We start from the raw sequence: 18,601 nt of genomic DNA on the forward strand, positions 1-18,601 counted from the left end.
GCAGTTTCCTGACGGACCCTTTCGCGGAGTTTTCCACAGGGGGTGCGAAGTGTCGCTCTTCCGTGGATCGTTGCTCGTATGTACGAGTTGATGAGACTCGCCAGGGGCGGGGTGCTGCTCACGGTGTGGGCGCTCACGGCGGGCTGGCCGCGCGGCCGGCTCGCCCGGCGGCTGCGGGTGGACGGCTGGCAGCGGATCTGCAGGGGCGCGTGGGCCGTCCCGGACAAGGAGGTGGACTGGCGGCTGCGGGCCCGGGCCGCCCAGTTGCTGCGGCCCGAGCTGGTGTGCAGCCACCGCACGGCCGCCGCGCTGCACCGCATCGAACTCCTCACGGGGCCCGGGGCGGACGCGGATCTCCTGGAGTTCACCGCGCGCCGAAGTTCGGGGGCCCACGACCGGATACGGGTGCACGCCACGTCCCAGCTCACCGACGCGGACTGCGCGACCCGGCGCGGCCTGCGCGTGACGACGGCGGCGCGCACGGTCGGCGACCTCATACGGGCCGCCGCCTCCCGCGAGGCGGCCGTGGTCGTCGCGGACTCGGCGCTGTCCTCCCGCTTCGTCGCCGGCCTGCGCCGCCAGCCCCTCGTCGGTACGGCGGACCTGACCGCCGAACTCGCCTCGCCCCGCCGCCCCGGCGCCCCCTCGGCCCGCCGCTGGCTCCCACTCGCCGTCGCGGGATCCGGCTCCCCCGCCGAGACGGTCGCCCGGCTCCGGATGCACGACGCAGGCCTGCACCCCGAGACCCAGCCGACCCTCCACACGGACACGGGCCGCCCCCTGCGCCCGGACTTCCTCTTCCGCGCCGCCGGACTGGCCGTCGAGATCGAGGGCTTCGCCTTCCACGGCACCCCCGCCGCCCACGAACGCGACGTCCACCGCTTCAACGACCTCCAGAGCTGCCCGGCCGTCCGCCGCGTCCTCCGCTTCACGGCCCGCGAGGTCTTCACCCACCCGGACCGGATAATCGCGACAGTCAGGAGGGCGCTGGAGCGGTGAGGGAGGGTCCCGTGGGCGGGGGCCCTTGCGGGCTTCTGGTGCGGCCGCCCTCTCTCCGAGAGTGGCCCCCTCCACCACCGCGTCAAGGGCGCTCCCTTCGGTCGCGTCGCAAGCGATGGCCTACGGCCCCCCTTGACCCGGTGCCTCCGGGGGCCTTTAACAACTCGGAGGGCGGCCGGGGGCGGGGCCACGCGGAAAGCCCCGGGTAGTGCCCGGGCGCCGTAGGCGGATGGCGGGCCGGTGGAGGGTGAGCCCGGATATCGCTCCGCGATGTATGTCCCCTCGCGGGCCGGTGGGTGGGGGCTCGGACCGTGGCGAGGGCGGGTGGCCCCGATCCCTCGGTGGGGGTGCGCGGAAGCGGAATGGGGCGCCCAATCCCGGCTCAGCGGCCGACGGCCGTCGTCAGGCCGGGCTGCATGCCCCGCTGGTCATTCGTCCTCGCCCTCCGGGAGGTGGAAGTAGACGGTTCCCGACCGCCAGGGGCCGTGCTCGGTCATCTCGGATGTGATGACCACGTCCTGGATCTCAGCAAGGCCGAGCGCCTCGATGGAATCGGCCAGCCGCCGCAGGAGGGCGGGCACGCTGTCGCAGCCGGGGCCGGCGGGGTTGGCCTGTGAGAAGTGGCGGATGGTCCAATGCGTCGGGATGTCGCTCACGGGCCCGATCGTAGGCCCGGCCGTGCCTGGCCGGTGGCGTCGGACCCGGCCCCTATCCTCGCGAGCATGACGATTCAGCGCATGGACAACGTCGGCATCGTCGTCGACGACCTCGACGCCGCCGTCGCCTTCTTCACCGCGCTCGGCATGGAACTGGAAGGGAGGATGCCGATCGAGGGAAGCTGGGCGGGGAAGGTCGTCGGTCTCGAAGGCATGCGCAGCGAGATCGCGATGATGCGGGTCCCCGGCGCCCCGGGCCGACTCGAACTGGCGACGTACCACTCCCCGAAGGCGATCACGCCCGAGCCCGCGATCACCCCGGCGAACACGCTGGGCCTGCACCGCGTCATGTTCGCCGTCGACGACATCCACGCCACCCTCGCCCGCCTCCGCCCGCACGGCGCCGAACTCGTCGGGGAAGTGACGCGCTTCGAGGACAGCTACCTGCTCTGCTACCTCCGGGGCCCGAGCGGAATCATCCTCGCCCTGGCCGAAGAACTCAGCTGACCGTCGGGCGTGCAAAGTCCGCTATCCGCAGACGAAATGGGGCGGGTGTGAACTCCTGTGATTCCAGAGGCGTTCCCTAGCGGCCCGGGCCTCGCGCCAGCAGACTTTGCCCGCCCATCGCACGCGCCGAGCACTGCGGAGCGGTGCAAACTCCGCAATCCCCACCCCGGGACGAGACATGCGGGACTCCTGTGACTCCAGTGGTGGCCGGCGGCGTCCAGGGCCTCGCGCGAGCGGGGTTTGCACCCTCCGGCCGTAACCAGCGGGGCATGCGCCCCAGCCCAACGACGGCCGCCGCCCCATTCCACGCCCCGAAGGCGGACACCGTCCCACCGGCCTCGACCGGGAACGAGCCCCCACCCACCGGGCAGCAGAACGCCCCCGGCGCGGAGCGATACCCGGCCCCAACACCCACGCACCCGCCACCCGCCCACGGCGCCCGGGCACTACCCGGACCCTTCCGCGTGGCCGGGCCCCCGGCCGCCCTCCGAGTGTGAAAAGGCCCCCGGAGGCACCGGGTCAAGGGTGGGCGCAGCCCATCGCGCAGCGACGCCGTAGGCGCCCTTGACGCGGTGGTGGAGGGGGCCACACTCGGAGAGAGGGCGGCCGCACCAGAAGCAAGCGCAGGGCTCCCGCCCCAAGGGCCGTCAGGACCAGCACCTCACCAGGGAGGACCACTACCTCACCGACAGCCGTGACGCCCTCCGGCAACTGATCCTGGACATCAAGGCCAGCAAGGCGGATCGCCTGCTCTGACCAGGCGAGGCGGGCGCGCGCCTCGCGCCGCTACCCGCCGGAGGTGCGCGGGAAGGAGACCTCGACGCGGCGGTTCTTCTTCCGGCCCTCCTCGGTGGCGTTGTCGGCGATGGGGTAGTCCTCGCTGTAGCCGCGGATGTCGAAGGTGGTGCCGGGGTCGAGGTTCTTGGCGAGTTCGAGCTGTACGGCGTCGGCGCGTTCCTTGGACAGCTTCAGACCGTGCTCGTACGACCCGAGGTCGTCGGTGAACCCGAAAACGCGGACGCGCCGGGAGGCCTGCTTGTTGATCTCGGCGGCGATCGCGGCGATACGCGCGGTGGCGGAGGGGCTGAGCTTGGCGCTGTCCTTGGGGAAGAGGACTTCAGCCTGGAGGGCGAAGGTGACGTCGACGTTGGTGTCCTCGCGACGCTGCTCGCCGCCTTCCTCCTCGACGATCTGCTTGATGTCGAGGACCTTGGCGGGCGCGAGGGTGGCCCCGTCGGGAAGCATCAGGGCGGGTGAACTCGCGTCGATGACGGGGGGCGGGCCGCCGTTGGTGGTGGAGTTCGGCGGGTCGTCAGCGCGGGCGGCACCGGCCGTGCCGACCGTGCCGGTCAGGAGCACGAGGGTTGCCGTGAGGGTGGCGAGGCGGCGCGGGGTGGTCGTCGTCGTCATGACTGCGCCTCAGGAGAGTTTGATGGTGGCGGGGGTGAAGGTGGGGAGCTGGAGCGAGACCTCGGTGGTGGTGGCGGGCGGGGCGGGGAACTGCATGAAGACGGGCGTTTCCGCGCCAGGCGCGAGAGTGGAGAGCCGGGTGGTGGTGAGCGGTCGCCCATCGGTGTCACGGAGGACGTAGTAGCGCTTCTTCCCGGCGGGGTCGAGGAACGTAGCGCCACCGAGGGAGTTGCCGTGCTTGATGATCTCCGTCTCGTCGCCGCTGAGGTGGGAGGAGATCACGGCTGCGGCGCTCGAAGTGTTCTTCAGCCGGCCGCTGATCGTGAGAAAGCCACCCGCGTCACGCGTGGCGGCGTTCACGGCAAGCTCCAGGCCCTCTTGGCCCTTGAGTACGGCGAGGACTTCTGTCGGCGCGGCCGAGGGAGAGGGCTGGGCTCCCTGTCCGCCGTCCTTCGGAGAGACCGAGCTCGCCGAGGGCTGCTGCTTCTTCGGGGATTCACCGCTTCCGCATCCAGTGATGCCGAGAGCAAGTCCAGCCGCCAGGGCTACGGCCGCCCCCCTGCGGGCCTTCCTCGCGTACCGAACGTTCATGAATCCAGGTCCTTCGCGCATCAGTCGACAAGTCGAACAGTGAAAAGGTCAGTCGCACCGGGCAGCTGTGGGTCTTCCGGGTCGATCGTCCACTCGACACCATCGCAGACGAGGCCGGTGATCGGTTCGGGCTCGGGGCTCGGCGTAGGCGTCGGATCGGGCGTGGCCGAGCCTGTCGGCGTGGGTGTACTGGGAGTGGGCGGCGGGGGTGGGGGCTCGGGGGCGTCAAAGGAACAGAGTGGTTCCAGGACGGCCGTAGCGCTCGCCTCCGCGTGCTGGCCCTCCGTGCCAGGTACGAGCGACTTGCCCACGGTGTCGGTAGTGCTGATCCGTACGTGGAACTCGACGCCGTCGCCGGCGGGCCGGTCGAAGCAGTCGGAGCTGGACATGGACATCGTGGCGCCGTTGTCGTGCGCGTACTGTGCCGCGCTCTCACAGGCCGTGCGGGTGACGAAGCCCTTGCCTTGGAGGAATCGGTCCCACGCGTCCGGTTCGAGGAGCACCTCACGCCAGCCGTCACGCAGTTGCCTCCGTGCGTCTTGCGCGGCGGCAAGTGCGGCGGCATCGGCGGCCGTCTGACCTCCGCCGCGGAGGACGGACGCCTGCGCCACGGCGAAGTAGACGAATGCGAGGAACAGCAGGCCGGCGATCACCGTGATGTAGACAGGGAAGGCCTGTCCTGAATCGCCCGACGGGGAACTTCTCAGCTCCCGCCCCCGGTCAGGCTGGCGATCTTCCGTGAAATCGCATCCTTGATGTCCTGGCCGATGCTCGTCCCCGAGATCGCGATCACGATCGCCACCACGACCACGATGATCCCCAGGTACTCCACCGCCGTCTGCCCCCGGTCGCGGTCCCGCCGTGCCGCAGCTCGGCGTTCGCCCCAACTCGCCCCGTGCACCTTGGCCTTGGTCAGGGCCCTCAGCAGCGCCTCGTTCATCGTGTTCCCCTCCGAGTCCGGCGACTCGGGCAGGGTACGCCGTTCGGGTGGGGGGATCACAGGGTCCGTAGGCCCAATCACCCTGGGTAGTCAGCGCCCGAGGCGCCGCCGGACTCATGACGCGGTCCTCGTGCCGAGCCAGGAGGCGATGGCTTCGCCGCGGGTGGTGCTGTGGAGTTTGGCGAAGATGCGGTTGATGTGGTTCTTGACGGTCTTTTCGGAGATGGAGCAGGTGGCGGCGATCTGCTGATTGGTCAGGCCGGTTGCGATCAGGTCCATGACCTCCACCTCCCTCGCACTCAGACCGAAACGTTGCACTCGCGAAGCTGAATTTCTGAAGTGCAGTATATTCCCCAGAGTTGACCTCGCGCCAGCATGTGCAGTCGCACGCACCGTCCGTACGAGCTCCGCCACGTCGAACCGGCCGTGGACCAGCCGCCCCGCTGCCGACCCGAACGCCCCGTCCCCCGCCGGCTCGTGCGTCAGCAGCAGCACCGGCGCCAGCGCCGACAACCGCTCCACCGCCTCCGCGTCCCCGTCGACCACCACGAGGTCCGCCCCCGCGCCCTCCCCCACCACCTCCATGTCCGGGCACGCGCCCAACAGCACCGTCAGGCCCGCCCGTACGACCGGGTTGGCGGCCACCACCAGAATCTTCAGCGTCCGCATGTCACTCGCCCGTGATCGAGCCGAAGTCGGTGCCGGTGCCCAGGAAGAGGCCCGCGCCGAGCAGGATCATCGTGGCCGGGACCATCAGGGTCGTGATCACCATCGTGGCCTTGGGCACGGCCTTCGCGGCCTTGCGGCGCGCGTTCTGGGCGTCGGTCCTGCGCATGTCGTTGGCGATCTGGATGAGCGTGTCGACGATGGGCGCGCCCAGCTCCTCGCCCTGCTGCAGGGCCGTCACGAACTGGGCGACCTGCTCGGAGTCGTTGCGTCGCCGCAGTTCGTCGAAGGCTTCGCGGCGGCTGACGCCCATGTCCATCTGGCGGAGGGTGATGCGGAGTTCGTCGGCCCAGGGGCCCTCGTACTTGTCGGCGACCCGTTCCAGGGCCTGGCGGAAGCCGAGGCCGGCCGACACGACGACCGCGAGCACGTCCAGGAAGTCGGGGAGCGTCCGCTCGATCTGGTCCTTGCGGATGCGGACGGCGGACCAGATGCCGACCTCTGTCCAGAAGGCGCCGAAGGCGAAGAGCAGCAGCGCGACCAGGAAGGACCCCCTGCTCAGCATGAGCAGGCCGCCGAGGACGCCCAGGAAGCCGTAGACGGCGCGCCGCGCCCCGTAACGGTCGATGGTGAGGCCGCCCGGGTTTCCGGCGAGGTCGATCCGGCGGCGGACGGAGTTGACCCGCTTGGGGCCCATGAGCCGGAGGACGGCCGGGGACCAGCGCATGCCGAGGCGGTCGACGACGGAGTCGACGGCGCCGGTGCGGGTGGCGCCGACCTCCAGGGCGAGTTGGAGGTCGGTGGGGAGTTTGGCGTCGGCGCGGTAGAGGCGGATGCCGTAGGCGGCGCCGGCGACGGAGAGGCCCCCGAGGAGGGCGAGGATGAGATCCACAGTCCTTGTCCCTACACGTCGATCTTCGCGAAGCGGCGGATCACGACGAAGCCGACCACATACAGGCCGAACGCCAGCACCACCGCCAGCTGCCCCAGGCCCGAGCCGGTCATCCGGTCGAGGGCGCCGGGCTGCATGTTGTCGATGAGCAGCAGCGAGCCGACGCCGATGACGGGGACCGCGTACGCCGTCATGCTCACCTGCGACAGCTGCGTGCGCACCTCGCGCCGGGTCTCCTTCCGCTCCTCCAGCGTCTCGGTGAGGTTGCGCAGGGAGGAGACGACGGTGCCGCCGGCCCGGTTGGCGAGCACGAGGGTCGTGACGAGGACGACGAGTTCGCGGGACGGGAGGCGGTCGGCGAGTTCGCCGAGGGCGTCGTCGATGGAGGTGCCGACGGCGAGCTGCTGGGCGACCTTCTCCAGCTCGTCTCCCGCCGGCGCGTCCATCTCGTCGGCGGCGAGCGAGAGCGCCATGCGCAGGGCGAGGCCGGCCTGGGTGGCGTTGGCGAGGATGCGGGAGAGCTCGGGGAGCTGGTTGATGAACTTCTCGATGCGCTTCTGCCGCTGCCAGTTGAGGAAGCCCATCGCCACCCACACCCCGAGGAAGCCGCAGATCGGCCCGAAGAACGGCGACAGCAGGGCCTGCCCGGTGGCCCACAGCGCGGCGACCGTCACGGCCATGGCGACGACGAACTCGCCCGGCGTGACGTCGAGTCCGGTGGCGGAGATCCGGAGCTCCAGCTTGCGGCCCAGCGCGGTACGGCGCACCCGCCGGTCGACGCCCCGGAACGGGCGCCTGCGCCGGCCGCCGGGGTCGCCCGTCTCGCCCGCGTTCTGCGAGAGGCGGGCGATGAGCGCGGAGCGCTGGGCGGCGCCGCTCGCGTACAGCTGGATTCCGGCCACGGCCAGGACAGCGCACACGAGTGCGGCGCCGACGGTCAGCAGGGTCGGGGTCGAGGTCAGGGTCATCGTCCTTCTGCTTCCTTCCCTACGTGGCTACGTGGCTTCTCGCGTGGCGAGTTGCGCGTCGGTCGCGGCCACGCCGAAGGCCTGGGGGATGGGCTGGCCCGCCATGTAGAGCCGGTCGGCGACCCGGCGCGGCAGCGGGTGGTACGAGAAGCGGCCGTGCACCCGCCCGTCGGCGCCGATCGGCTGGGCGTCGAAGCGGCACACGGTGGCGAGGAGGTAGCCCTCGCGGCCGTGCGAGGCGAGGACCGCGATCTCGGTGACGCGGCGGGTGCCGTCGGGGTGGCGGGTGAGCTGGACGAGGATGTCGACGGCGCTGTTGATCTGGTCGCGCAGCGCCTCGAACGGCACCTTGACCTCGGACATCGAGGCGAGGGTCTGGAGGCGCATGAGGGCGTCCTCGGCCGAGTTGGCGTGGACCGTGGCGAGGGAGCCGTCGTGGCCGGTGGACATCGCCTGCAGCATGTCGAGCGTCTCGCCGCCGCGGACCTCGCCGACGACGATTCGGTCGGGGCGCATGCGCAGGGAGTTGCGCACGAGGTCGCGGATGGTGACCTGGCCGCGGCCCTCGATGTTGGGCGGCCGGGCCTCCAGGCGGATGACGTGGGACTGCTGGAGCTGCAGCTCGGCCGAGTCCTCGATGGTGATGACCCGCTCGCCGTCGGGGATGAGCCCGGACAGGGCGTTGAGGAGGGTCGTCTTCCCGGTGCCGGTGGCGCCGGACACGATGATGTTGAACTTGGCCTGGACGAGTCCTGACAGCAGGAGCAGCATCTGCTCGTCGAGCGAGCCGAGACCGATCATCTCGTGCAGCGTGTACGCGCGCGGGAAGCGGCGAATGGTGAGCGTGGCGCCGGTGAGCGACAGCGGCGGAATGATCACGTTGACGCGCTCGCCGGACGGCAGCCGCGCGTCCACCATCGGATTCGACTCGTCGACGCGACGGTTGACGGTCGACACGATCCGCTCGATGGTCTGCATCAGCTGCTCGTGGGACGCGAACCGCAGCGGGAGGAGTTCCACCCGGCCCGCCCGCTCGATGTAGATCTGGTCGGGGCCGTTGACCATGATCTCGGTGATGGAGGCGTCTTCGAGGAGCGGTTCGAGCACGCCGAGACCGAGGGCCTCGTCCACGACGCGACGGATCAACTGGGCGCGCTCGGCGGTGGAGAGGACGGGGCCCTCGCGGCTGATGATGTGGCCGAGGACGCGTTCGAGCCGGGCCCGGCGCTCGGCGGCGGCGAGCGCGGACATCTCGGTGAGGTCGATCTCCTCCAGGAGCTTCGCGCGGAACGCGGCCACGAGGTGGCCGTCCTCCCGTCCGGGGCCGCCGCCGGCCCGGTTCTCCTCGGGGGTGTGGATACGGGACCGCAGGCTCATGGACGCTCCTCCTCGGATGCGGAGTCGGGCACGGGCATGGTGGCGGTCCTGGTCACCCTGAACGGGCCCAGGAAGGGGATGAGGCCGGGGACCCGGACGGTGACGCTGTAGCTGCCCTCGCCGACCGGCGTGACGGTGCTGTGCTCCACGATCCAGTCGCTCATCGCCGCCCTCCCCGCCGCCCCCGGCTTCGGTACGGAATCCGGGTCGTCCACGCTCGCCGCCCGCGCCGCCGCCCGCGCCCCCGTGCCCGCCTGCTGGGCCGCGTACGCGACGAGGCCGAGCTGGATGCCCGCCAGGCCGACGATCAGCAGGATCGGCAGGAAGCCCAGGTACTCGATGGCCACCGAACCGCGGTCGCGGACCCGGTCGCGCCTTCGGAAGCGCTTCATCGGTCCTTCCCCTCCCACACCGCCGCCGCCTTCCCGTCCACCTGCCACGGGAAGGTGATCGAGCCGGGGAACAGCACGGGGGTGCGCAACGTGACCGTCGCCGTGACCATGCCGCCCGAGGGCCCTCCGCAGTCGACGCTCGCCGTCGACGCCCACGCGCCCTCCACGTGCCGCAGCGCCGCCCCCTCGCAGTCGCCGTCGACCGCCGCCGCCCGCGCCGCCTCGTCCGCCGCGTTCCCCGCCAGCGTGTACGTGTAGCCGATCAGGACGCACTGCCACAGCAGCACCAGCGTGAGCAGGATCAGCGGCAGCATGCCGACGAACTCGACCGCCACCTGACCGCTGTCGCTCGCCCGGCCGCTGTCGCTCCGACCCCTCTCGCCCCTCCCCGGCACCCGCACCCGCACCCGCACCCGCACGGCTATCGCCCTCCGCCGCCGCGCCGCCGCAGCCCGAGCGCGCCGCGGTCCTTGGTCCCGGCCGGTACGAGCGCACCGCCCGTACCCGCGCCCGCAGCCTTCACCAACCCCAGCTCCCCCGCCAGCGCCCACAGCGCCTGCTTGACGCTCGACCGCGCGTCCAGGTCGTGCAGGCGGCCCGCGTCGACGACGGCCGCCAGCTCCTTGTACGCGGCGGGAACAGCCACACCCGCCATCCGCGTCCCGGTGATCTTCTGGACGAGCGGGGGCTGGATCTCGGTGGCGCGCTGGTGGCGGTTGACCAGGACGGTGCTGTCCTCCGGCTTGCGGATCTGGAGCCGGTCCCACATCCGTACGACCCGCTTGGCGGCCCGTACGGCGACGACGTCCGGGGTCGTCACCAGCAGGGCGACGTCCGCGGTCTCCACGGCCGCCGCGCCCGCCGAGTCCAGATGGGTGCCGCAGTCGACGACGACGACCTCGTGGCGGGTGCGCAGGGCGTGGACGATCTGGCGGGCGGCGCGGTCGGTGACGTCCTCGCCCCGCTCGCCCTCCCCCGGGGCCAGGAGCAGGGACAGACCCGTCTCGTGGACGTACACGGCGTCCTGCAGCACGCGCGGCGAGATGTCGTTGATGGCGGCGAGGTCGGCGACCGAGCGGCGGAACTGGACGTCGAGGTACGAGGCGATGTCGCCACCCTGGAGGTCCAGGTCCACCAGCGCCACCGTGTGGCCGGAGGCGCGGGCGGCGAGGGCGAGGTGGACGGCGGTGACGGTGGTGCCGACGCCGCCCTTGGCGCCGCTGACGGTGACGACCCGGCCGCCGGGGCCGGTGAGGGCGGCGTCGGGGCCGGCGGCGCCGAGGTGGCGGCGGACGCCGGTGGACCACTGGGCGGCGGCCTGGACGCGGCTGGCGAGCTCCTCGTAGCCGAGGGGCAGGGTGACGAGGCCGCGGGCGCCGGAGTCCATGGCGGCGGAGAACAACACGGGGCTGGCGTCGGCTGTGATGAGGACGACGCCGACGGCGGGGAAGCGGAGGGCGACTTCGCGGATGAGTTCGAGCGCGGGGACGGGGCCGATGCGCTCGTGGACGAGGACGACCTCGGGGAGCTCGTCGAGGGAGTGGGCGGCGAGCCGGGCGAGGGTGTCGAGGAGCTGGGTGGAGTCGGCGACGGGCCCGGCGGGTTCGGCGTCGGGCAGCTGGCCGATGAGGGTGGTGACGGCGCGGGCCGCGTCCGGGTCGCCGACCGCCGGCAGGATCCTCGTGGTCATGCGGGCCTCACTTGTCCTTGTCGAGCGTGTACGTGCGGTCGCCCGGGGCGGGCGCACCGCTGCCGCCGCCGGGGGCGACGAGGGCGAGGCGGACGTGTTCGGCGAAGGACTCGGCGTAGGCGACGCGCTGGGTGTCGGCGGTGGAGAGGGCGAAGGTGATCGGCACGGCCTCGGTGGCCCGGCCGGCCTTGTCGTCGCGGTTCTCGATGGGGGTGAGCTTGCCGATGGCGAGGACCTTGGCGCCGGCGACGATCAGCTTGGACTGGTCGGGCGGGCCGCCGCGTTCGCCGGCGAAGGTGGCGTAGATGTTGACGGAGGCGCCGGGGGTGATCTTGCCGGCGACGCCGGTGGCGCCGTCGACCATGATGGCGAGCTCCTGCTGGCCGGGGGCGAGCGCGGGCCGGTCGACGATCATGTCGCTCTGCAGCAGGGAGCCGGCCTTGAGGGTCGTGACAGCGATCTTGCCCTCGGTCCTGCGGAGGTCGGTGACGGCGGTGGCGGGCAGCCAGCGCTCCGGCATGGTGATCTTCTCGAAGTTCCCGGGGCCGAGGGCGGCGTACGGCTCGATGTCGTCCTTGACGCGGTACGCGGTCACCTCGGGCCCGACCTTGGAGTTCACGTCGCTGATGACCGTGAGGACGCCGGCGAACACGCCGAGGGCGCACAGGACGGACAGCAGCAGCAGGAGCACGCCGCGGCGCTGGCGGGAGTTCATGGCCGTACTACCTCGATCGATCGTGGACGGGAACGGGGGCGGGGCGGGGACGTGGGCGGCGGGGCGTGGCTAGCGGGATGCCGGCGCGGGCGTGGGCTCGGCCGTGCTCGGCAGGGGCGCGGCGCAGAAGCCGCAGCGGTCGCCGATGAGCTCCATGCGGCACCAGTGGCAGGTCTCCCGCCGTACGGAGGAGACGAGTTGGTGCAGGACGGGCAGGTCGGGCAGGTACGCGGCGAACTCGACGAGCTTGCCCGTGCCCCACCAGCGGGGCGAGGACTCGGGCAGGGCGGCCTCCTGGACGGCGCGGACCCGCCAGCCGGGGGCCAGGGTCGCCGTGGGCCAGTCGGCGGCGAGCTGGCCGCGGGCCAGGACGAGGTCGGTGGTGAACTCGGGCCCGGTCAGGGTCTCGTGCGCCCCGGATCCCGACCCGGATCCCGACCCTGATCCCGATCCGGATCCCGATCCGAGGCGTACGAGCTGGGGCTCGGGTCCGGCGAGGACGGCGAAGTGGGCGCCGGGCAGCCAGCCCTTGACGTGGGAGCCGAGGCCGACGGGCACGTGGTCGAGCTTGGCGACGGAGCCGAGGACGGCGCCCGCGTACACGTAGTGGGCGAGCAGCCGGGCGGCGGAGGCGAGGACTCCGGGGCTGAAGTCGCAGACGGAGAGCTGGCGGAGCTGCCGGACGAGGACCGCGGTGCCGAGCGGCGGGAGGCCGGTGCGGACGATCGCGATCCGGTCGGATTCGAGCAGGGAGCGTACGGCGTGCAGACGTTGGGCGGTCGCGCGCGGTACGGAATCGGGGCAGACGACGATCAGATGCCCCTGCTGATCGAGCAGCCGGCGCACGTCGGCGAGGGCCGCGTCGAGCGGCCGGGCCTCGGGGCCGGGCAGGACGGCGGCGGGGGGCGTCTGCGGATCGGTCGGCGGCAGCACCAGGTCGGCGCCGGTGACCGCAATCGCTGTCGGCACGTCGGGCTCCCCCGATCCCTCAATGATCACTAGCTGCGCTCGCAGCGTTACCTACCGCCTCTGCACTTTATCCAGGCCACCGGAGTGGTGAACACACAATCCTGCAAGCTCCGTCACTTTCTCGACCGAAGGAGTCGGCTCTGAACTGCGGTTCGTGCCAGAGGTCTTGACAACCCAATTGGTCTGGACCAACTTGTTCACCCGGCGGTGACTCCCCCTCCTCCCGCCTTCCCTCCCCCACTCCCCTCCGGAGGAAGCACGTGGACCGCACCACCAGAGCCGCCCTGACGCTCGCCGTCAGCGCCGGGCTCGTCCTCGCCGGCGGCGCCGGAATCGCACAGGCCGCGGACGTCAACGTCGCCAAGAACGCCGGCTTCGAGAACGGCCTGACCAACTGGTCCTGTTCGGCCGGCAGCGGCGCCGTCGTGTCCTCGCCGGTACGCACCGGGGCGGGCGCCCTGCGCGCCACCCCGGCCGGCCTCGACAACGCCAAGTGCACGCAGACCGTGACCGTGAAGCCGAGCTCCACGTACACCCTGAGCGCCTGGGTGCAGGGCGGTTACGCCTACCTCGGCGCCACCGGCACCGGCACCACCGACGTGTCGACCTGGACCCCGGACAGCGGCACCTGGAAGCAGCTGACGACCACCTTCACCACCGGCGCCAACACCACCTCCGTGCAGATCTACACCCACGGGTGGTACGGCACGGCCGCCTACTCCGTCGACGACGTGAGCGTCTTCGGCCCCGACGGGGGCGGCGGCACCGACCCCGAGCCGACGATCCCGGCCACCCCCGCCGGTCTCGCGGCCGGCAGCGTCACCACCAGCTCCGTCTCCCTCAGCTGGGGCGCGGTCTCCGGCGCGACCAACTACAAGGTCTACAAGGACGGCGCCCTCGCGACGACCGTGAGCAACAGCGCGGCCACCGTCACCGGCCTGAGCGCCGACACCTCGTACCAGTTCCAGGTCTCGGCCACCAACGCCGCGGGCGAGTCCGCCAAGTCGGCCGCCGTCACCGCGCGGACCGGCAAGGTCACCGACCCGGGCCCCGGCCCGGCCGTGCCCAAGCACGCGTTGACCGGCTACTGGCAGAACTTCAACAACGGCGCGACCGTGCAGAAGCTGCGCGACGTGCAGTCGCAGTACGACATCATCGCCGTCTCCTTCGCCGACGCGACGACCACGGCCGGCCAGATCACCTTCAACCTCGACCCGGCCGTCGGCTACGCCTCCGCCGCCGACTTCAAGGCGGACGTCGCCGCCAAGAAGGCCGCCGGCAAGTCGGTCATCCTGTCGGTCGGCGGCGAGAAGGGGAACGTCACCATCAACAGTGACGCGTCCGCGACCGCCTTCGCCGACAGTGCCTACGCGCTGATGCAGGAGTACGGCTTCAACGGCGTCGACATCGACCTCGAGCACGGCATCAACTCCACCTACCTGACGAAGGCGCTGCGCCAGCTGTCCGCCAAGGCCGGCTCGTCGCTGGTCCTGACGATGGCGCCGCAGACCATCGACATGCAGTCCACGGGCACCGAGTACTTCAAGACCGCGCTCGCCGTGAAGGACATCCTCACGGTGGTCAACATGCAGTACTACAACAGCGGTTCGATGCTCGGCTGCGACGGCAAGGTCTACAGCCAGGGCTCGGTGGACTTCCTCACCGCGCTCGCCTGCATCCAGCTCCAGGGCGGCCTGGACGCCTCCCAGATCGGCCTGGGCGTGCCCGCCTCGACGCGGGGCGCGGGCAGCGGCTACGTCGACCCGCAGATCGTGAAGAACGCGCTCGACTGCCTCGCCAAGGGCACCGGCTGCGGCACCTTCAAGCCGGCCCAGACCTACCCGAACATCCGGGGCGCGATGACCTGGTCGACCAACTGGGACGCCACGGCCGGCAACGCCTGGTCGAACGCGGTCGGCCCGCACGTCCACAACCTGCCGTAACCACTCCCTGACTCCCCCTCCGGGGATTCCGCTCCGCAGCGCCGCCGCTCCCCCGGCGGCGCTGCGCCGTTTCCGGTCCCGTCAGGCGCGCGGGTAGCCGTACCCGGGAACGGGCGGTCCGGCCGGGTAGCCGGGCGCCTGGCCCGGGAACGGGGCCGGGGCCGGCGGGCGGCCCGGCAGATAGACGGCGAGGACCTGGTCGATCCGCGCCGCCCACTCGTCGACACGGGTGTGCCGGCGCCCGTCGACCTCGCAGACGAAGTTCGTCCCGTCGCGCAGGAACAGCAGGAGGCGCAGCACCCGGCCGCGCCGGGTCGGGTGGTGCTGGACCGCGGCGATCTCGTCCCAGGGGAAGTCGGCCTCGGCCTCCCGGAGCTGGAACGTCACGCCGTGCGCGTCGATCACGACCCCGCCCTTGGAGTCGGCGGCGACGAAGTCGGCAGCGGCACCGCGACCGGCACCCGGTGCGTACGACGGGGGCGGGGGCGGGGGCATCGGTACGGGGACGCCGGCGCCGGACGGGTACGGGGAGCCCGGGACGTACGGGGCGGTGGGGGTGTACGGGAGGCCCGCGGGCGGCGGTGCGATCGGCGGCACGGGTGTCGGGGCGCCGAAGCCGGGTGTGGAGGTCGGGGCCGGGGTGGGGGTCGGGGTGGGGGTCGGCGTGGGTGGCGTGGCGACGGGCGGCACCGGCAGGGGCGCTGAGCGGGGGTCGGGCACGTCGAGGACCGTCGGCCGGTGTTCCGGGGCAGGGGTCGTCTGAGCGCCCGCGCCCGGGCCGAGTTCGTCGAGGATCCGCTCGGGCGTCGGCCGGCTCCCGGGTTCCTTGGCGAGGCAGCGGCCGACCAGGTCGCGCAGCCCCTCCGGCACCGCCGTGAGGTCCGGCGCCTCGTGCACCGAGCGGTACATGAGGCCCATCGGCGTACCGCCTCCGAAGGGGCTGCCGCCGGCCGCCGCCACCAGGACGGCGCCGAGCGCGAAGACGTCGGCGGCGCCGGTGACCTCCTCGCCGAGGGCCTGTTCGGGGGCGAGGTAGCCGGGGGTGCCGAAGGCGACGCCGGTGGCGGTCATCCGGTTCGACTCCAGGGCCCGGGCGATCCCGAAGTCCAGGACGCGGGGCCCGTCCGGGGCCATCACGATGTTGCCCGGCTTGAGGTCACGGTGGACCAGGTCGCAGGCGTGGATGGCCTCCAGGGCCTCGGCGAGGGCTGCCGCGAGCGCCCGCAACCGCTCCTCGTCCAGGGGGCCTTCGCTGTCGACGAGGCCGGCGAGCGTGGGTCCGGGGATGTAGGCGGTGGCAAGCCAGGGCTCCGCCGCCTCCGGGTCGGCGTCGACGACCTGCGCGGTGTGGAACCCGCCGACCCGCCGGGCGGCGGCGACCTCCGCGCGGAAGCGCGCGCGGAAGGCCGGGTCGGCGGCGAGTTCGGGCCGGGCCACCTTGACGGCGACGGCGCGCCCGCCGCGCGACCGGGCCAGGTAGACGGTGCCCATGCCGCCTTCGCCCAGCTTGTGCTCGATCACGTATCTACCGATGAGGGTCCCCACGCAGGACAGTATGGCCGAACCCCGCACACTGGTTCGGCCATGCCATCCGTCCCGGGATGAGTACCGGGACGGGTTACGACGCCTTGGCGTCGCCCTCGTCGAAGTAGGCGTCCAGGACCGCGTCGAGCTCCGACTCCCACTCGGCGACCCGGGCCTTGGCCGGCGCGTCGATCTCGATCGGGTACCAGCGCCGGTCCGGGGTGTGCACGATGACGGTGAACCGGCGCCCGAAGCGGGACACCTCGGTCTCCACCGCGCCGATCTCGTCCCAGCGGAACTCGCAGTTCTCCTCGTCGAGGCTCAGCTGTACGCCGGTGGCGTCGGCCACGATCCTGGCGCGCCGGTCGGCGGCCTCGAAGACGGGCCCGTCGGAGACGGCCTCGGCGTCCGGATCCGTGTCCGGGTCCGTGTCCGGGTCCGAGTCCGCTTCCGCCGCCTCGGGCTCCTTGAGGGCCGAGGCCGGAACCGCGTCCTGCGGCTCGACCACGTCCTCCGGCTCCTCGACCTGCTTCACCGGGGCGAGCCCCGTGATGCCCGGGACGAACGCGGGGTCCGCCGCGGCGCCTTGCACCGCCTGAATGCTGCTGGGTCCTGTGCGCTGCTCCACGGCGGAAGTATGGCCGACGTTCCTGTGGACGTTCGAGCCGCCCCGGAAAATCCCGGGGTATCCCCGGGGTATCCCCGGGGAATCCGGTCTACACGGCGAGGCTCAGCAGCGCCGCGACCGCGAACCCGGCCAGCGACAGCACCGATTCGAGCACCGTCCAGGAGAGGATCAGCTGTTCCTCAGCCGAGGACCGCGAGGGCGTCGATCTCGATGAGGAGCCCGGCCGGCAGGCCGACGTACACGGTGGTACGGGCGGCGGCGGGGGCCTTCAGGCCCTGCTCCTCGAAGTACGCGTTGTAGATCTCGTTCATCTCGGCGAAGTGGTCGACGTCGGTGAGGTAGACGCGCATCATCATCACGTCGTCCCAGCTCGCGCCGCCCTCCTCCAGGATCGCCTTGACGTTGGCGAAGGTCTGGAGGGTCTGCTCGCGCAGCGTCGGGCCTGCGGGCGTCGGCGGCTGTCCCTCGACGGCGGGCAGGAAGCCGACCTGGCCGGCGACCTGGAGGATGTTGCCCTTCTTCACGCCGTGCGAGAACTTCGCCGGCGGGGCGGTGTGGGTGGCGGGGGTGATCGCGGTCTTCTCGGTCATGCGCTGGCTTCCTTCGGTGGGGTGGTTCCGGAGTATTCGCGGCTGATGTCGTCGGCGGTGCGGCGCACCAGCGGGAGCAGGGTGAGGAGTTCCTCGGCGGTGACGACGACGTTGGGCGCGGACACCGACATGGCGGCGACGACCCGGCCGTCCGCGCCGCGGATGGGCGCGGCGACGCAGTTGATGGACTCCTCGTGGCCGCCGAGGTCGGTGGCCCAGCCCTGTTCGCGTACGGTCGCCAGCTCCTTGAGGAAGGCGGCCGCGTTGGGGGTCGAACGGGGCGTGTACAGGGGGTAGTCGAGCTTGGCGGCGAGGGCGCGGCGCTCGGGCTCGGGGAGGTCGGCGAGGAGCAGCTTGGCGACGGCGGCGACGGTGATGGCGACCGGCTTGCCGATCCGCGAGTACATGCGGACGGGGTAGCGGCTCTCGACCTTGTCGATGTAGAGGACCTCGCCCTCCTCGTGGACGGCGAGGTGGACGGTGTGTCCGATGCGCTCGTTGAGGGCGGCGAGGTGGGGGTGGGCGATCTCGCGGATGTCGAGGTTCTCGACGGCTTCCTGGGCGAGGGCGAAGAGACGGGCGCCGAGTCGGTAGCGCTGGTCCTGCTGGCGGTAGACGAGGCCGTGCTCGTGGAGGGTGCGCAGCAGGCGCAGGGCGGTGGACTTGTGGACGCCGAGCCGTTCGGCGACCTGTCCGAGGTCGGCGGGTCCCTGGGCGAGCAGCGGCAGGATGCTGAGTGCCCGGTCGACGGTCTGGCTCATGGCGTACGTACCTCCTGATCCTCCCCCGTCCAGCCGGGGCCGAGGTGAAGTCTCCCCCAGGCCTCGTCGGGCGCGGCGGCCAGCCGGTCGGCGTGGGCGCGCCGCGCGGGGGCGGCGAGGTCGCCGGGGACGGTGAGCGCGGCGGCGGCCATGAGGTGCCCGTGCCGCAGCCGGGCCTTCGCGTCGAGGCCGCGGAGGGTGCCGGAGAGGAACCCGGCGGCGAAGGCGTCGCCGGCGCCGACGGGGGCGACGACGTCGACGCGGGGGGCGGGGACGTGGGTGACGGTGTCCCGAACCGGGGGCTCCGCCCCCGGACCCCCGCGCCTCAAACGCCGGCGGGGCTGAGTTTTCAGCCCGTCCGGCGTTTGAGGACACGGCCGCAG

General features: G+C 72.1%; 22 protein-coding genes. 3 read left to right on the top strand and 19 right to left on the bottom strand.

The window, feature by feature from the left end:
• Window positions 1-90: 90 nt before the first annotated feature.
• Entirely contained in the window at window positions 91-999 is a 909-nt protein-coding gene (locus tag KV205_RS33945) for a hypothetical protein (protein ID WP_265868812.1), read from the top strand.
• A gap of 428 nt (window positions 1,000-1,427) precedes the next feature.
• On the opposite strand, the gene KV205_RS33950 is transcribed toward KV205_RS33945, so the two are convergent.
• On the bottom strand, window positions 1,428-1,655 hold the full coding sequence (locus tag KV205_RS33950; RefSeq protein WP_265868813.1) for a hypothetical protein: 228 nt from the start codon (window positions 1,653-1,655) through the stop codon (window positions 1,428-1,430).
• A 66-nt stretch (window positions 1,656-1,721) separates the two neighbouring features.
• Here KV205_RS33950 and KV205_RS33955 point away from each other — a divergent pair, with 66 nt between their 5' ends.
• On the top strand, window positions 1,722-2,162 hold the full coding sequence (locus tag KV205_RS33955) for a VOC family protein (RefSeq protein ID WP_265868815.1): 441 nt from the start codon (window positions 1,722-1,724) through the stop codon (window positions 2,160-2,162).
• Between the two features lie 786 nt (window positions 2,163-2,948).
• Here KV205_RS33955 and KV205_RS33960 read toward each other — a convergent pair.
• From KV205_RS33960 to KV205_RS34020, 13 genes are all read right to left on the bottom strand, one after another.
• The gene (locus KV205_RS33960) at window positions 2,949-3,572 is read right to left on the bottom strand and encodes an OmpA family protein (protein WP_265868817.1); all 624 of its coding nucleotides are present in this window, start codon (window positions 3,570-3,572) and stop codon (window positions 2,949-2,951) included.
• 9 nt (window positions 3,573-3,581) lie between these two features.
• Entirely contained in the window at window positions 3,582-3,932 is a 351-nt protein-coding gene (locus KV205_RS36370; RefSeq protein ID WP_306806368.1) for a hypothetical protein, read from the bottom strand.
• 251 nt (window positions 3,933-4,183) lie between these two features.
• On the bottom strand, window positions 4,184-4,816 hold the full coding sequence (locus KV205_RS33970) for a hypothetical protein (RefSeq protein WP_265868820.1): 633 nt from the start codon (window positions 4,814-4,816) through the stop codon (window positions 4,184-4,186).
• Window positions 4,817-4,866: 50 nt separating this feature from the next.
• Complete coding sequence (locus KV205_RS33975) at window positions 4,867-5,103, bottom strand: Flp family type IVb pilin (RefSeq protein ID WP_265868821.1); 237 nt, start codon at window positions 5,101-5,103, stop codon at window positions 4,867-4,869.
• A 114-nt stretch (window positions 5,104-5,217) separates the two neighbouring features.
• Entirely contained in the window at window positions 5,218-5,772 is a 555-nt protein-coding gene (locus KV205_RS33980; protein ID WP_265868822.1) for a response regulator transcription factor, read from the bottom strand.
• Between the two features lies 1 nt (window position 5,773).
• Window positions 5,774-6,661: a DUF5936 domain-containing protein gene (locus KV205_RS33985; RefSeq protein ID WP_265868823.1), complete on the bottom strand. Its 888-nt coding sequence runs from the start codon at window positions 6,659-6,661 to the stop codon at window positions 5,774-5,776.
• An 11-nt stretch (window positions 6,662-6,672) separates the two neighbouring features.
• Window positions 6,673-7,629, bottom strand: coding sequence for a type II secretion system F family protein (locus KV205_RS33990; protein ID WP_265868824.1), 957 nt, complete (start codon window positions 7,627-7,629; stop codon window positions 6,673-6,675).
• Between the two features lie 27 nt (window positions 7,630-7,656).
• Complete coding sequence (locus KV205_RS33995) at window positions 7,657-9,006, bottom strand: CpaF family protein (RefSeq protein ID WP_265868826.1); 1,350 nt, start codon at window positions 9,004-9,006, stop codon at window positions 7,657-7,659.
• Window positions 9,003-9,398 carry a TadE family protein gene (locus KV205_RS34000; protein WP_265868827.1) on the bottom strand — a complete coding sequence of 132 codons (396 nt, stop codon included), beginning with the start codon at window positions 9,396-9,398 and terminating at the stop codon, window positions 9,003-9,005. Before KV205_RS34000 ends, KV205_RS33995 begins: the two co-directional genes overlap by 4 nt.
• Entirely contained in the window at window positions 9,395-9,733 is a 339-nt protein-coding gene (locus KV205_RS34005) for a TadE/TadG family type IV pilus assembly protein (protein ID WP_308404127.1), read from the bottom strand. Before KV205_RS34005 ends, KV205_RS34000 begins: the two co-directional genes overlap by 4 nt.
• 86 nt (window positions 9,734-9,819) lie before the next feature.
• Window positions 9,820-11,088, bottom strand: coding sequence for a P-loop NTPase (locus KV205_RS34010; protein WP_265868828.1), 1,269 nt, complete (start codon window positions 11,086-11,088; stop codon window positions 9,820-9,822).
• A gap of 7 nt (window positions 11,089-11,095) precedes the next feature.
• The gene (cpaB, locus tag KV205_RS34015; RefSeq protein ID WP_265868829.1) at window positions 11,096-11,803 is read right to left on the bottom strand and encodes a Flp pilus assembly protein CpaB; all 708 of its coding nucleotides are present in this window, start codon (window positions 11,801-11,803) and stop codon (window positions 11,096-11,098) included.
• A 69-nt stretch (window positions 11,804-11,872) separates the two neighbouring features.
• Window positions 11,873-12,772 carry a hypothetical protein gene (locus KV205_RS34020; RefSeq protein ID WP_265868831.1) on the bottom strand — a complete coding sequence of 300 codons (900 nt, stop codon included), beginning with the start codon at window positions 12,770-12,772 and terminating at the stop codon, window positions 11,873-11,875.
• A 284-nt stretch (window positions 12,773-13,056) separates the two neighbouring features.
• Here KV205_RS34020 and KV205_RS34025 point away from each other — a divergent pair, with 284 nt between their 5' ends.
• The gene (locus tag KV205_RS34025) at window positions 13,057-14,715 is read left to right on the top strand and encodes a chitinase (RefSeq protein WP_265868841.1); all 1,659 of its coding nucleotides are present in this window, start codon (window positions 13,057-13,059) and stop codon (window positions 14,713-14,715) included.
• Window positions 14,716-14,796: 81 nt separating this feature from the next.
• Here the strand turns inward: KV205_RS34025 and KV205_RS34030 are convergent, their stop codons facing one another.
• The 5 genes from KV205_RS34030 to KV205_RS34050 form a co-directional block, all read right to left on the bottom strand.
• Window positions 14,797-16,236 (bottom strand): serine/threonine-protein kinase, encoded by a 1,440-nt coding sequence (locus KV205_RS34030; RefSeq protein WP_265868832.1) that lies wholly within the window; start codon window positions 16,234-16,236, stop codon window positions 14,797-14,799.
• A gap of 97 nt (window positions 16,237-16,333) precedes the next feature.
• Window positions 16,334-16,867, bottom strand: coding sequence for a hypothetical protein (locus KV205_RS34035; protein ID WP_265868833.1), 534 nt, complete (start codon window positions 16,865-16,867; stop codon window positions 16,334-16,336).
• 179 nt (window positions 16,868-17,046) lie between these two features.
• Window positions 17,047-17,457 carry a RidA family protein gene (locus tag KV205_RS34040; RefSeq protein WP_265868834.1) on the bottom strand — a complete coding sequence of 137 codons (411 nt, stop codon included), beginning with the start codon at window positions 17,455-17,457 and terminating at the stop codon, window positions 17,047-17,049.
• Window positions 17,454-18,218: an IclR family transcriptional regulator gene (locus tag KV205_RS34045; protein WP_265868836.1), complete on the bottom strand. Its 765-nt coding sequence runs from the start codon at window positions 18,216-18,218 to the stop codon at window positions 17,454-17,456. The genes KV205_RS34040 and KV205_RS34045 overlap by 4 nt, the downstream gene beginning before the upstream one ends.
• The coding region (locus KV205_RS34050; RefSeq protein ID WP_265868837.1) for a PfkB family carbohydrate kinase at window positions 18,215-18,601 on the bottom strand (387 nt) is incomplete at its 5' end. The genes KV205_RS34045 and KV205_RS34050, both read right to left, overlap by 4 nt.

This window comes from Streptomyces sp. SKN60 (assembly GCF_026236535.1).
Taxonomy (GTDB): domain Bacteria; phylum Actinomycetota; class Actinomycetes; order Streptomycetales; family Streptomycetaceae; genus Streptomyces.

Coding starts and splice junctions, on each gene's coding strand:
- KV205_RS33945 (WP_265868812.1), top strand. CDS start 91: ATGAGACTCGCCAGGGGCGGGGTGCTGCTCACGGTGTGGGCGCTCACG.
- KV205_RS33955 (WP_265868815.1), top strand. CDS start 1,722: ATGACGATTCAGCGCATGGACAACGTCGGCATCGTCGTCGACGACCTC.
- KV205_RS33960 (WP_265868817.1), bottom strand. CDS start 3,572: ATGACGACGACGACCACCCCGCGCCGCCTCGCCACCCTCACGGCAACC.
- KV205_RS33975 (WP_265868821.1), bottom strand. CDS start 5,103: ATGAACGAGGCGCTGCTGAGGGCCCTGACCAAGGCCAAGGTGCACGGG.
- KV205_RS33980 (WP_265868822.1), bottom strand. CDS start 5,772: ATGCGGACGCTGAAGATTCTGGTGGTGGCCGCCAACCCGGTCGTACGG.
- KV205_RS33990 (WP_265868824.1), bottom strand. CDS start 7,629: ATGACCCTGACCTCGACCCCGACCCTGCTGACCGTCGGCGCCGCACTC.
- KV205_RS33995 (WP_265868826.1), bottom strand. CDS start 9,006: ATGAGCCTGCGGTCCCGTATCCACACCCCCGAGGAGAACCGGGCCGGC.
- KV205_RS34000 (WP_265868827.1), bottom strand. CDS start 9,398: ATGAAGCGCTTCCGAAGGCGCGACCGGGTCCGCGACCGCGGTTCGGTG.
- KV205_RS34010 (WP_265868828.1), bottom strand. CDS start 11,088: ATGACCACGAGGATCCTGCCGGCGGTCGGCGACCCGGACGCGGCCCGC.
- cpaB (WP_265868829.1), bottom strand. CDS start 11,803: ATGAACTCCCGCCAGCGCCGCGGCGTGCTCCTGCTGCTGCTGTCCGTC.
- KV205_RS34040 (WP_265868834.1), bottom strand. CDS start 17,457: ATGACCGAGAAGACCGCGATCACCCCCGCCACCCACACCGCCCCGCCG.
- KV205_RS34045 (WP_265868836.1), bottom strand. CDS start 18,218: ATGAGCCAGACCGTCGACCGGGCACTCAGCATCCTGCCGCTGCTCGCC.